Origin of the sequence: Alteromonas algae, assembly GCF_049117195.1 — a bacterium.
Classification (GTDB): domain Bacteria; phylum Pseudomonadota; class Gammaproteobacteria; order Enterobacterales; family Alteromonadaceae; genus Alteromonas.
This window is the reverse complement of sequence record NZ_CP185260.1, coordinates 1,563,979-1,578,023: the sequence shown is the minus strand read 5'-3', so window position 1 is coordinate 1,578,023 and position 14,045 is coordinate 1,563,979. Positions and strand designations below refer to the sequence as shown.

11 protein-coding genes are annotated in these 14,045 nt (G+C 45.3%); 8 read left to right on the top strand and 3 right to left on the bottom strand.

From position 1 onward, the window contains the following. Positions 1 to 29: 29 nt before the first annotated feature. From ACOJRU_RS07155 to ACOJRU_RS07125, 7 genes are all read left to right on the top strand, one after another. Positions 30 to 1,625: a gamma-glutamyltransferase family protein gene (locus ACOJRU_RS07155; RefSeq protein ID WP_421134333.1), complete on the top strand. Its 1,596-nt coding sequence runs from the start codon at positions 30 to 32 to the stop codon at positions 1,623 to 1,625. 13 nt (positions 1,626 to 1,638) lie between these two features. Further along, the gene (locus tag ACOJRU_RS07150) at positions 1,639 to 2,457 is read left to right on the top strand and encodes a sulfite exporter TauE/SafE family protein (protein ID WP_421134332.1); all 819 of its coding nucleotides are present in this window, start codon (positions 1,639 to 1,641) and stop codon (positions 2,455 to 2,457) included. A gap of 11 nt (positions 2,458 to 2,468) precedes the next feature. After that, positions 2,469 to 3,704 carry a pyridoxal-phosphate-dependent aminotransferase family protein gene (locus ACOJRU_RS07145; RefSeq protein WP_421134331.1) on the top strand — a complete coding sequence of 412 codons (1,236 nt, stop codon included), beginning with the start codon at positions 2,469 to 2,471 and terminating at the stop codon, positions 3,702 to 3,704. Continuing rightward, complete coding sequence (locus ACOJRU_RS07140; protein WP_421134330.1) at positions 3,697 to 4,932, top strand: allantoate amidohydrolase; 1,236 nt, start codon at positions 3,697 to 3,699, stop codon at positions 4,930 to 4,932. Before ACOJRU_RS07145 ends, ACOJRU_RS07140 begins: the two co-directional genes overlap by 8 nt. Positions 4,933 to 4,986: 54 nt before the next feature. Continuing rightward, positions 4,987 to 5,352 (top strand): hypothetical protein, encoded by a 366-nt coding sequence (locus ACOJRU_RS07135; protein ID WP_421134329.1) that lies wholly within the window; start codon positions 4,987 to 4,989, stop codon positions 5,350 to 5,352. A 282-nt stretch (positions 5,353 to 5,634) separates the two neighbouring features. After that, positions 5,635 to 7,032, top strand: coding sequence for a uracil-xanthine permease family protein (locus ACOJRU_RS07130; RefSeq protein WP_421134328.1), 1,398 nt, complete (start codon positions 5,635 to 5,637; stop codon positions 7,030 to 7,032). Between the two features lie 235 nt (positions 7,033 to 7,267). After that, the gene (locus tag ACOJRU_RS07125; protein WP_421134327.1) at positions 7,268 to 9,697 is read left to right on the top strand and encodes a TonB-dependent siderophore receptor; all 2,430 of its coding nucleotides are present in this window, start codon (positions 7,268 to 7,270) and stop codon (positions 9,695 to 9,697) included. Positions 9,698 to 9,739: 42 nt separating this feature from the next. Here ACOJRU_RS07125 and ACOJRU_RS07120 read toward each other — a convergent pair whose 3' ends face one another. Both ACOJRU_RS07120 and ACOJRU_RS07115 read right to left on the bottom strand, forming a co-directional pair. Continuing rightward, on the bottom strand, positions 9,740 to 11,323 hold the full coding sequence (locus ACOJRU_RS07120; RefSeq protein ID WP_421134326.1) for a response regulator: 1,584 nt from the start codon (positions 11,321 to 11,323) through the stop codon (positions 9,740 to 9,742). A gap of 171 nt (positions 11,324 to 11,494) precedes the next feature. Beyond that, complete coding sequence (locus tag ACOJRU_RS07115) at positions 11,495 to 12,412, bottom strand: diguanylate cyclase (protein WP_421134325.1); 918 nt, start codon at positions 12,410 to 12,412, stop codon at positions 11,495 to 11,497. Positions 12,413 to 12,652: 240 nt separating this feature from the next. On the opposite strand from ACOJRU_RS07115, the gene ACOJRU_RS07110 reads away from it, so the two are divergent. Then, on the top strand, positions 12,653 to 13,006 hold the full coding sequence (locus tag ACOJRU_RS07110) for an Hpt domain-containing protein (protein WP_421134324.1): 354 nt from the start codon (positions 12,653 to 12,655) through the stop codon (positions 13,004 to 13,006). Positions 13,007 to 13,012: 6 nt separating this feature from the next. On the opposite strand, the gene ACOJRU_RS07105 is transcribed toward ACOJRU_RS07110, so the two are convergent. Beyond that, positions 13,013 to 14,020 (bottom strand): adenosine deaminase, encoded by a 1,008-nt coding sequence (locus tag ACOJRU_RS07105; protein ID WP_421134323.1) that lies wholly within the window; start codon positions 14,018 to 14,020, stop codon positions 13,013 to 13,015. Positions 14,021 to 14,045 lie beyond the last annotated feature (25 nt).

Here is a 14,045-nt window from a genome sequence, read left to right as displayed (position 1 = left end):
AAACGCTGCTTAATAATTGGAATAGAACAATGAGTGAAAAACACAATATTGCCTTTACGGCTCCCCATTTCGCCGCTTCTCAAGTCGGTTTATCTATTTTAGAAAAAGGCGGTACAGCAATTGAAGCCATGGTCGCTGCCGCTGCCTCAATCGCCGTAGAGTATCCACACATGAACGGCATGGGCGGTGACGGTTTTTGGTTAATTAGCGAGCCTGGCAAGGCACCTATTGGCATAGATGCGTCGGGTGTATCAGCACAAGGTGCTACGCCTGAATTTTATGCTGGTGAGCGCGCCATTCCAAGCCGAGGCGGCAAGGCTGCGTTAACCATGGCAGGCGCGGTCGCGGGGTGGCAAGAAGCGCTTGAGATTAGCCATGAGTGGCAAGAAGGTTTGTCACTACGTACCTTATTTGATACTGCAATTAGTCAAGCTAATTGGGGCATTGAGGTAACACAAAGTTTGTCAGACGCAAGTCATAAAACTTTCGACGACCTTGCTGACAATCCACATTTTGCACCCTTTTTAATTAAAGGCAACGCACTGAAAAAAGGGAAAATCTTAAAGTTAACGGCGTTATCTAAAACACTAGCGCATTTGGCAGAAAAAGGACTAGGTGATTTTTACCATGGCGAGCTTGCAGAGAAGTTAGCACAAGATTTAGAAGCAGCGGGCTCCCCTATTCGCTTAAACGACTTTAACCAATACAAAGCCAAACGCGTTACCCCGCTTAACGTAACAACCAGTAAAGGCACCTTGTATAACTTACCGGCACCCACACAAGGCGTTGCATCTTTAATTATTCTCGCGCTGTATGACAAAGTACAGCATTTAGGTAGCAGTGATGCCGATATGGTCCATCTTCTGATTGAGTGCACTAAACATGCATTTATCGCGCGTAATGCGAATGTCACAGATCCATCTCGTACCCCTTTAGATCTGCAGAGCTTATTAACCGACAAGGTGCTAGATGAGATGGCCTCTCACATAAGCATTGATACAGCCCAACCTTGGCCTCACACGGCGAAACCGGGTGATACCATTTGGATGGGTTGCTGTGATAGCGAAGGCCGCATGGTCAGTTACATTCAATCGTTATATTGGGAGTTTGGCTCAGGTATTGTCAGCCCGCAGACCGGTATTGTATGGAATAACCGAGGTACGTCATTCTCTTTAGATTCAGACAGTAATCAATATCTCGCACCGGGGCTAAAACCCTTTCATACTCTAAACCCAGCCTTTGCAGAGCTTACTGACGGTAGACGCATGAGCTACGGCACCATGGGTGGAGAAGGTCAACCTCAAACGCAGGCGGCATTGTTCGCGCGCCACATTTACCACAACCAACCCATTGCCAAAGCAATAGGCCTGGGGCGATGGCTGCTTGGCCGCACATGGGGAGACGAGAGCCATAACCTCAAAGCAGAAAGAGACTTGGTTGAATATGTAGGTGATAGCCTTCTAGCGCGGGGCCATGACATGGTTACTGTGGCACCTTGCAATGAACTGATGGGCCATGCTGGAGCCATCATTCGCGATACCACAGGTGCAGTAGACGGCGCTAGCGATCCTCGCAGTGACGGTAAAGCATTTACTGGTCATTACAACAAAAACACGAATCAATAGAGACCCTTTATTTATGCAGTTCTTATTAGATAATCTAACGGTAATCCTATCGTTAATGGGCACGGGTATCTTCGCAGGTTTACTTGCAGGTATGTTAGGTGTAGGCGGCGGTATCGTTATCGTTCCGGTGCTATTTTTCTTATTTCAAGCGTTGGGCGTGTCACCTGATAGTGCAATGGTTATCGCTACGGCGACATCGTTGGCCACCATTGTACCTACATCCATCAGTTCTATTCGCGCGCACAGTGCGAAGGGTAATGTTGACGTTACCCTTCTTAAAGCATGGGCCCCCTTTATACTGGTTGGCGTATTAGTCGGTAGCTACCTAGTGACTATCGTGAACGCGACCTTCTTAACCTTACTCTTCGGTGTTATCGCTACGCTGTCTGCAATTAATATGCTTATGGGCAAAAAAGAAGCAATATTCAATCAGTTACCCGCGCATGCTGGACAGTCGGTTATGGCATCATGCATCGGATTATTTAGTTCGATGGTAGGTATTGGTGGCGGCACACTTACCGTACCTACCCTTACATTTTGCAACTACCCTGCGCATAAAGCGGTCGGTACTGCTGCCGCTGTTGGTTTAATCATTTCGCTTCCTGCTGCGCTTACGTTGTTATTTGTCGGCACCGCGCCTGCAGATGCGCCATTTGCCACCGTTGGCTACGTAAACTTATTAGGCTTTGCCTGCATTGTTCCGCTTACCGTGTTGTGTGCCCCCGTAGGTGCAAACATCGCTAGCAAACTAGATGCAGGATTACTTAAAAAGATATTCGCCGTTGTTCTTATCATTACAGGCCTGCGCATGTTAGCGCAGGCGCTGCTTTAGGAGTGCTATTCATGCAAGGTTTTTCTCCCCTTACCCCACCCCCGCGATTGTTAATGGGCCCAGGCCCAATCAACTGCTATCCGCGAGTGTTGTCTGCCATGTCTACACAGTTAGTGGGGCAATATGACCCTGTAATGACAGGTTATATGAATGACGTCATGGCGCTTTATCGCAGCGTTTTCAACACTAAAAACCAACAAACGTTATTAGTTGATGGCACCTCAAGAGCTGGCATTGAGGCAGTATTAGTGTCTGCCATCGAGCCTGGCGACAAAGTATTGGTCCCTATTTTTGGCCGTTTCGGTCACCTTCTTGCTGAGATAGCAGAACGAGCAGATGCGCAAGTACATACAATAGAAGTGCCTTGGGGCGAAGTGTTCCAACCCGAGCAAATAGAAGAAGCTGTAAAACGCGTTAAGCCCAAACTGCTTGCCATAGTGCAAGGCGATACGTCGACCACTATGCTTCAACCTCTTGCCGATATTGGTGACATTTGTGAGGCGCACGATGTGCTTTTCTACTGCGATGCTACCGCATCTATCGGTGGTAACCCGCTCGAGGTCGATGCGTGGAAACTTGACGCGGTATCCGTTGGGTTACAAAAATGTCTTGGCGGTCCATCTGGCAGTGCCCCTGTCACATTGAGCGATAAGTTTGTTTCACTCGTGCGCACACGGCAGCATGTTGAGGCTGGCATTCGAGATGCCCATCATAAAGACGCTCGGGGTCCGAAAATACGTTCTAACTACTTCGACCTGCCGATGATTATGGATTATTGGGGGGAGGAACGCTTAAATCACCATACGGAAGCTGCGAGCATGTTGTATTGTGCGCGGGAGTGCGCTCGTGTGCATCTAGAAGAAGGCCAACAAAACGTTATTGCACGTCACAAAGTGGCGGGCGATGCCATGTTGGCGGGTATTCAAGCGATGGGGCTAATGCCGTTTGGCGATCTTAATCACAAAATGTATAACGTGGTAGGCGTGCACATTCCCGAAGGTATTGACGGGGAAGCGATTCGTGAAACGCTACTCCTTCGTTTCAATATTGAAATTGGTACCAGCTTCGGCCCACTCAAAGGCAAAATTTGGCGTATTGGCACCATGGGGTATAACGCACGACAAGATGCTGTACTTCATACGCTTCAGTCATTAGAAACCGCACTGAGAATGCAAGGCGTTGACACGCCTTTCGGCGCAGGCGTTGATGCAGCCCTTGCCGTATATTCGGGGGCAGCAAATGCATGAATTTGCTGATGCAGCCGCGCAAGTTATGGCGCGCTGCGAAACGCTAGGCACGTTAAGTCAACAACCAACGTGTTTAGATAGGCGCTACTTGAGCGAACAACATAAGCTTGCCAATCAACTAACCTCTGGGTGGATGATAGAAGCAGGTATGACGACATGGCAAGACAGTGTTGGAAATATCTGGGGCCGATTAACATCAAGTGTCCCTAATGCGCCGCGCCTAATTTTGGGAAGCCATTTAGATACGGTTCCAAATGGTGGAAAGTACGACGGCATGTTAGGCGTCGTCGCTGCGATTTCGCTTGTTACAATGTTAGAAGGCAAACACCATAAGCTTCCTTTTCATATCGACATCGTCGGTTTTTGTGACGAAGAAGGCACGCGGTTTGGCACCACATTATTAGGCAGCCGCGCTCTTACTGGGCGCTGGGACGATAATTGGCGGCAACTTAAAGATGAGGATGGTATTTCTTTAGAAAGCGCCATGGAACAGTTTGGCCTGCACTTTTCAGACGTAGCGAGCGCTAGCATCGCAAGTACTGACATACTGGGCTACATTGAACTTCATATTGAGCAAGGTCCTGTGCTTGAGCAAGAAGGGCTTCCTGTTGGTGTGGTCAACGCTATTGCGGGTGCCAAACGCTTTACCTTTACCGTTGAAGGCATGGCCGGTCATGCGGGAACCGTCCCTATGTCAATGCGCCACGACGCGTTATGTGCCACTGCCGAAATGATACTTGCTGTGGAGTCAATCAGCCTGCAGCGCCCGGGTGTGGTGGCAACGGTAGGAAAAATCACTAATGCACCAAACGGTGTGAATGTAATTTCTGGAAGAACCCATTTCTCTGTTGATATTCGAAGTGAAGATGATGCACTAAGAGACAGCGTATTGGCTGAAATTTTACAAGCATTCGGCGCCGTCACAAGTAAACGCAATGTAACCTTAACGAGCGAGCAAACACACAGCGCACCGGCGGTACACTGTGATGAAAAACTAAAGTCTGCGTTAATCCAGGGGACGATAAAAAGCGGTTTAGCGCCGAAAGTTTTGGCATCTGGTGCAGGACATGATGCGATGGCAATGGCTGAAATTTGCCCCGTTGCAATGTTATTCACACGATGTAAAGGCGGTATAAGTCATCACCCCGGTGAATCAATTATGCAAAGCGACGTAGAAGCAAGCTTAGCGGTACTCTTTAACACCATTGTAGATTTAAAGCACGACTAAGCCATTCATTTAACGATGATAAACTTACATAACAAACGCACAGGTTGAGATGACATGAAGATTGCAAGAATTTACCACGACAGCCATGGAAAGAGTCATTTTGGGGAGGTCGACATCCCGCTTAGTGACGGTGGCCCGATTGGCCTGTTATCAGAAAAATTTGGTGCCGATAAAATTATTTTTCGCGAGACGCCCGCTGATTATGATTTTAAGTGGCACACCGCGCCCGCTCGCCAGCTACTTTTCATATTAAAAGGCAGCGCAGAATTTAAGGTGTCAGGCGGAGAAAAACGCACATTTGGTAGTGGCGATGTTTTGCTTTTAGAAGACACTGAGGGCGAAGGGCATTGTTCAAAAGCATTGAATAACGAAATACGCCACTCTATTTTCGTCACACTGGACGACGATACATACTTCTAGTGTCGACTATACTTATAGACATTTTTCCTCACAAGCGATAAACCCACCGGTGTAAAAATCTTCATTCTGGGGGCGGGCTCTGCACCACTCCCCTACTTTTCTCGCGACATCTTGGTGCACTTCTCAATACAACACGGCATCCTCTTCGATTAAATAAAAAATTAATGCAACAAAACAATACGTTACATTGAAAACAACAACACGACCACCTGGTCAACATATTGCTTACTATATCAGGTTTTTATTCATCGCTTTGACGCTTCCACCTGATAAGGATATTGCATGGCCGATACTGATCTTATTTATTCGCTCAACGACACGCCCTCGACAGCGGCCAGCCTAACCGCGGCTTTCCAGCATATGCTCGCTAGCTTTGTTGGTGTCATTACGCCGACCCTAATCATTACCTCTACGCTAGGTTTAGCTGAACACACCCCTTATCTTATTAGCATGGCGCTTTTTGTCAGCGGCGTAGGTACTGCAATTCAAACTAAACGCATCGGGCCTATCGGCAGTGGACTTGTGGCCATTCAGGGAACCAGTTTCGCGTTTATTAGCGCATTGCTTTTAGCGGGTCATAAAGTAAAAAGTAGTGGTGGAAGCAATGAAGAGGTGTTGGCGCTTTTATTTGGGTTAACCATGGCTGGCGCGCTAGTAGAAGTTATTTTTAGCTTTTTTGTAGTGCGTTTAAAGCGAGTGATCACTCCACTCACGACAGGGATTGTTATTTCAGCCATTGGGTTGTCGTTAATAAACGTAGGCATGACCGACTTGGCCGGTGGTGTTGGTGCCGATAACTTTGGCAGTATTGAAAATTTAGGCGTGGGCGTAAGTGTTTTACTTATTATTGTTTTTTTAAACGCATGTAACAACGCATGGCTTCGGTTAAGCGCCATATTTATTGGCATGATAATAGGCACACTTTATGTTGCACTTAGCTCCGGTATTGCTATTGCCAATATCACTAGCCTTCCTGTTGTCGCTATCCCTCATCCGTTTGCGTATGGGATTGATTTCGACATAACACTGTTTTTACCCATCGCCTTTATCTATCTATTTAGCGCTATTGAGACCGCGGGAGATCTCACTGCAAATAGCCTTTTTTGCAAAGAGCCTGTTAGCGGCCCACTTTACCTGTCTCGTATTAAAGGGGGCATTTTAGGTGACGGCGTTAACTCGTTAATTGCCGGGGCATTTAATACATTTCCCAACACTACGTTTGGCCAAAACAACGGCGTTATTCAACTGACTGGCGTCGCAAGCAGAAAAGTAGGGTTGTTTGTTGCAGCGCTATTTATGTTCACTAGGTGCTTTCCCTTTATTGGTGGGCTGTTACAGGCTATTCCCAAACCGGTTTTAGGCGGCGCGACGTTAGTGATGTTCGCGATGGTAGCAGTAGGCGGTCTAAAACTTCTTGCCACCTATGCACTAGACCGTCGAAGTAGTCTAGTCACTGCTTGTTCACTAGGTATGGCAATTGGGGTAATGATGGTTCCTCAATCGCTCGCCCTATTGCCAAACTGGCTTGAAAATATTTTATTATCTCCTGTAACGTCAGCAGGGTTAGTTGCGGTCACTCTCGACATAGCGCTACCCGGTCGCCATGATGCGGTTGAAATCAAAAATGACGAAGCATGTAATGCTGATAGCAGTATTTTAATTGGTGCAAACCACCCGTAATACTCACCGTGATGGTGCAAACCATGTGTGAGACACAATTTCTTTACATTTCAAGACGATAAAAAAGCAAATTTATTCTTTTTTTATTCAATATTTTCAATACGTTAAGAGAATATAAAACTTAGACCAATTGGTTAATAAATGGGCACTCATTCTGCTTTTTACTTCGATAGAAAAACGCGTATATCAATAAGAAAAAGCCTATACCAAAGGCCATAATGAGATTGAGGAAATCATGAAACACACTATGTTCAAATTATCGCCGCTACGTCGTGCTTTTGCATTAAGCGCTGTCATGTCCGTTTCGACGACCGCCATAGCACAAGAAGGCAGCACCCTGCCAAGTGAAGCAGAGGTAGAAAAAATTGAGGTTAAAGGTTCATTAGGTAGTCTACCCGGCCAAGACGTAGAGTCGGTATTTGGTTTCGGTAAGTCAATTCTCGAGACCCCTCGTTCAGCGTCTACAATCTCGCAAGAACAAATGGAACGTTTTAATGTATCTGACATTGACGAGCTTGTGGCATTTGCACCAGGTACATTCACGCAGTCATTTTTCGGTGTCGCAGGGTCATTAGATGTGCGCGGTACCCCGGGCGAAACGTACTTTAGGGGTGTTAAGCGACTTGATAACCCCGGTAATTACCCTACGCCCATTGGCGCTTCTAGCCGAATCGATATTGTAAGAGGCCCAGCCTCGCCCATTTATGGCCCATCAAAAATTGGGGGGTACCTTAACTTCAACCCCAAATCTGCTCGTGCTTCATCAGGACAGTATCTAGATGAGCCTAAAGGCGCCATGTCTTACACCACGGGTTCATGGGAAAAAAGTATCCTGACGGCTGAGGTGGGTGGTCCTGCCACTATCGGTGGTAAAGAAATGGGCTATTACTTATACGGTGAATTAGAGAATTCAGGGAGCTATTACGATAATACTGCAACGGATCAAACCGTGCTCCAAGCTTCATTCAATGTCGATATCACCGATAATTTACGTCTTGAATTTGGCGGTATGTATCATGATTTTGACGGCAACCAAGTTGCGGGATGGAACCGTCTCACCCAAGACTTAGTAGACACAGGTACTTACATTACCGGAACGGCGTTACCACTTGATACCGACGGCGATGGGCAAATCAGCCATGAAGAGTATGGCGCGGTAAACATTGCTGGAAACAGCTTCTTTTACGTTCCTGCCTCCTCATTTACCGATGACGAAGCCACTGATTTAATGAAGCTGCAAAACGTAGGCTCAACCACACTAAAAGGCAATCAAGTACTGGTTGCACCGGATGATCAATTAGCAAACGAAGCAATTACGCTCTACTTTGATACGATTTATTTCTCAGACAATTGGGAAATACGTAATCAGTTTTTCTATGATGCCTATGACAACATCAATGAAAACGCATACGGCTTTTCTCAGTTTCATGACAGTTGGGTAGTAGAAGACAAATTAATCTTCGCTACCGAATACGAAAATGACAGCTTACTTGCACAGTTTCAATTTTCGCCTTCCATACGCTATACCGACTTTGAACACGGCGACGACTTTACGTTTGAATACTTCAACCGCCGTGATTTAACTATGCCATCATCAGCATTAGACAAACGCTTACTGTCGACACGCTCTGGCAAGAACTTTGATAACTACGACGTTGGTAACTACCTCGACCTTGGCATTGCAGCAATGACCGACCTTACTTGGGAGTGGGGTTTAAACCTTGTGTTGGGTGCTCGCTATGACACCATTGATATCGAAAGTACGTCACGTACCGATTTACTCTTGTTTGCAGCGGGTGACGAAACGCCTGAATATGCCGAAGAAACGGTTGATGGTTGGTCGTGGAATGCAAGTATCTCTTATGAATTTGAATTTGGCCTAATTCCTTACTTTACCGCAGCCGAGCAAGCCACGTTAGTCGCAGGCCAAGGCGCGGAAATAGGTGTGGGGCAATTGAATCAACCTGGCGGCAGCGGCGCATTTGATACATCCGAACTTATTGAGTATGGGGTCAAAGGTTCACTTCTTGATGACACGTTATACTTTGCGTTATCTGCATTTGAACAAGAGCGTACCGATTTCAATACCCAAAATACCGTAACGAATAACACCACGAATAACAAAGGCACAGAATTCGAGTTACGTTGGGTTGTTAACGAAAATCTTGTGATGTCTGCAGGTTATACCAATATTGAAGTTATTAACCTTACGGCTAAAGAGAACGGCAACCAATTTGGCTTTTTAGGCGCAGAAGATTTAGTTAACCTAACTGATCCTTCCTTAGTATTTGGTGGAAACGTGATTGGTTTAAACCTAATAGGCGAAGGGTTTGCTAATACCGATGGGCGCAAAGCCGGTATTCCTGAAAACATCTACACGCTTACCGCTACCTATGACTTTCAAAATGGTTATGCGGCAAATGTGAGTGTTGTTGACGTTGATGAAGTGGCATCAGGATTTTCTGCCTCTGTTATATTGCCGTCATACACATTGGTAAACGCCGGCATTTCGTATCAAACCGAAGACTGGTCAGTCAATGTGACTGTGAAGAACTTAACGGATGAGCGCTACTTCCGTTCTAACTTCCCTGACTTATTCGGCAGCCAGATTATACTGCCTGAACTTCCACGCCATTGGAATGCGAAGTTCGCTTATCGATTTTAAGCATAGCGGTAGGACAAAAAAGGCGCATAAATGCGCCTTTTTTTATGACCTTCGTTGTTGCGTTATCATTGCGTGTTTTCTTGATAACACATTATCAATCTGCTGCTTAATCGCTTTTTTCGAAACCGGTTTTGAAATAAAGTCACTCATTCCAGCGTTAAAACATGCTTTTTTATCGCTTTCTGAAGTATTCGCTGTAACGGCAACAACTTCGCCTACAGCGCTAAGTGTCCCCTCCCCGCGAATAATTCTCGAGGCCGCCATTCCATCTAGCACTGGCATAGCACAGTCCATGAATATGAGGTCAAATTTTGTCGCCCTCGCCTTCATTACCGCTATTTCACCGTTTTCAGCCTCGCTCGCCGTACAGCCAATATCCTCAAGCATAGACCCGATAACTAATCGGTTAATATCGTTATCATCAACGACCAGTATAGAAAGCGATCGAGGATCGATACCGCCGTTTGGCGTATTCACGGGGATAACTTCATCAGATATTCTCGAGCTCGTATGAACGGGTATAATAATGTCAAAACACGTTCCGTGCGTTAGCGCAGACCGACAATCAATTTCCCCTTCCATTTTTTCGACGAGTTTATTGACGATCGGAAGCCCTAAGCCCGTGTCCAGGCTAATTTCGGACTGCGCATTATCAACACTCACAAACGGGGTAAATATTGTCGTTTGCATTTCTTGTGACATGCCTTCCCCAGTATCCTCTATAGACACCAATAAATTAAGACCATCCGCTCGCTTCTTTAGCGCAACCTGCAATGCTATATGACCTTCGTGGCAGAACTTTATAGCGTTGCTTAGTAAATTAGTAATAATCTGGCAGATCCGCGTGGCATCGCTATTAATGATGGTTTTGACCGGAAAGGAGAACGTCGTATAGAGGCGTAGCTGTTTATCATGGCATTTGCGTTCATATTCATTCACGATGTCTTCTAAACATGCTCGAAGACAAAAGTCATTCATTTCTAATGCAAACTTCCCATTGGATATTTCGGTATAATCCAATACGTCATTTACTACTCTAACAAGACGGTCGGTACTCTTAATTGCGTGATCTGTTTTTTGTTCTCTGACTAAAGCACGCTCTTCAAACTTTAATGTTTGCAGCATGCCACTGATACCATTGAGTGGCGTCCTAAGTTCGTGACTTATTCTGGAAAGCAGTGCCTCACGTTCATGAAGCATTCGTTCCGCCTCACGTCTTCGCCTATCAAGCTCCATTCGTAACTTGACCGATTTATCCACGTTTTGCACCGTGCCAAACAACCGAACACTCACACCGTCCACAATATCAACCATGCCATGTGTTTCTATAAAAATCTCTTTTCCTTTCGCCGTAACTAGCGTAAGCGTAGACGTCCATGGTTCTCCGGTAGTAATAGCATGGCTTATTATTTCCGTTATCCGCTCCCTATCATTACCTTCTTTATAAAACTCGATTGCATTGTCGAGTGTGGGGGTAAAATCATCGGCGACATCATGAATTCTGCGAGTCTGAGATGACCACGCCAGCGTGTTAGTCTTTAAATCAACCTCCCATGTTCCTATATTGGCCACAGATTGAAGTTTATTAAAGAGCACTGCCGTCGTATTAGGCGTTGCGTGATTCATGATAGGTACCAGCACAAAAAAATATTAATCAATAAAAACATAGCGAAATAACAGCAAAAAAAACATTAGCCATTTGAATAATAAAACAGAAAAAAAGTATGTGAAGCCATACGTATTTAGCGAGAAGTGGCACATTTTTACTGCTAAGGCGTGAAAAGAATCGAGTAATACTTAGCCTTTTGCTCTGTTTTTACCTTTCTCTTTCGCATCGAACAGATAAACATCGGCACGCTCTATCAACTCGATAACCCCCGAGTCGATGAATTCACGAGCTAAACCCGTTGCATATCCAGCGCTTATCGTCACGCGACTGTTGATGCCATCGGCATGGGGTAAGGCCATGTTAAAGACGTTATTCACCACCGCGTTAGCAATCGACTCTGCGCCCTTACGGTCGGTATAAGGCAAAATCATTAGGAACTCTTCACCACCGAAGCGTATCGCTGCGTCAAATGGCCTTTTGGCGGATGCGTTCAATATAGAAGCTATATTCTCTAAACAAACATCCCCTTGAATATGGCCATATCTGTCGTTGTAATACTTGAAAAAATCAATATCAATCATGACGGCTGATACCTGCGCGTTATCACGTGCAATCTGCTTTATCAGCCTTGGTATTTCGTTACTGAGGTACAATCGATTAAATAAGCCAGTCAATTGGTCTTTAAACGTCATTTTCTGGAGCAGTTCGGTGCGTAACTTATTTTGCAGCTGGTTTTTGATTCGGTGGATTAATGTCGATGCAGTAACCGGTTTCACCACATAGTCACTTGCCCCTACCGACCAACAGGTATTTTCACTCTCAATATCCATGGTCGCTGTGACAAAAATAACGGGGATAGATGACAAGTCACTGTCAGCTTTGAGCATTCGACATAAATCCAGACCATTCATATCAGGCATGTTCATGTCTAATAAAATAAGGTCAGGTTGAGAAGCTCGACATTTGTCTAGGGCGTCTGTGCCACTATGCGCAGTCTCGTACTGAAAATACGGCTCTAATATTGATGCCAATAAGGTACGGGACATTAGCTCATCGTCAACAATAAGCACCGAGCAGTCTGAAAAAGGTTTTAAATCAAGAAACATTATAAAAGTATACCATGCGATAGGCGTAGCATCGAATCCGCTAGACGAGTTACCGTACCATACGCTAGAAATTTTTATATATATTTCATGAAGGTATTCGTATTTTTTTACTTACTTTGGTATCGCAATACCCTATTGATTAAACTTTTTAACTTTTTTGGCGTATTATTTCTTTGCGTAAGATTTAGCCATGAGCACTTTTGCTTGTACCCATAAATGACAATAAACCGATGGATTGATATGGAACACGTACCAACAACATCTCGCCCAACGTTGTGGAACCGAGACGCTGCACTTGCTCGTCTTGGCAATAATGCGGCATTGCTTGAAAAAATAGTGGCAATGTTTCTTGAGCAAATCACCAATAAACTTTCATCGCTGCAAGAGGCGGTTAACGCAAATGATGCTGACAATATCCGCTTTGTAAGCCATGCCATAAAGGGAATATCGGGCGATGTGGGGGCCGAGGCTTTGCATTACGAAGCGTCATATCTTGAGGATCGCGCTCGCAGTGGCAATATCGATAACATTGATGTTGAATTTAAATCGCTCATCACTACCGTCAACAACACCATCACTGCGATGAAAGCGTAAAATGCATCACACCATTTGAACAGCTTCAATGTGTGAATAGAAATGTAGCTTTTCGTGCTCTTCTAAAAAGCTTGCGGCAAAGCTGTTTAATGCAAGCTGTTTAACGTGCGATTGCGTTATGGGAAGCGCCTTGGCAAGTGCATTAAAATTGTCATTTAAAAAACCACCAAAGTAAGTTGGATCGTCTGAATTAACGGTGACTAACAAACCGCGCTCAAGCAACGACAAAATATTATGCTGACTGAGATCATTAACCACACAAAGCTTCAGGTTACTCAACGGGCAAACTGTTAATGGAATTTGATGTGTTTCTAAGTATCGCATCAGCTTTTCGTCTTCTTGGCATCTAACGCCATGATCGATTCGATCTACGTCGAGCAGTCGAATAGCTTCCCAAATATAGTCTGCTGGCCCTTCTTCTCCCGCATGCGCAACAATTTTAAAACCTAACGCTTTCGCTTGTTTAAATACGCGTTCAAATTTTGATGGTGGGTGTCCCAACTCGGAACTATCAAGCCCAACCGCTGCAATGTCGCTGTAGTATGGCTCAGCCTCTGCTAACGTCTGAAACGCGTCGTCTTCAGATAGATGCCGTAAGAATGACATAATGAGTAAGCTTGACGTGCCAAACGCTTTTTTCGCATCTCGCATGGCGCGTAAAAAACCTGGCATAAAAATATCAAACCCCACTCCTCGCTGTGTATGCGTTTGCGGGTCAAACATAATTTCTGTATGCACGATATTGTCATCGTTGCACCGCTTTAAGTAATCCCACATTAGGGCATAGAAATCATCTTCATCTTTCAGCACACTCGCGCCGGCGTAATAAATATCTAAAAAGCTTTGTAAGTCAGAAAAATTATAAGCTGCAGATATCTCATCGACGCTATTATACGCCAATGTGATATTATGTTTACTTGCCAGGTGCCACATAAGTTCGGGCGTTAAACTGCCTTCTATATGAAGATGCAGCTCAGCCTTTGGCAGTTGTTGAATATAGGTTGATAACGTCATGGCCCCTCACTTCTGACTTTGCACC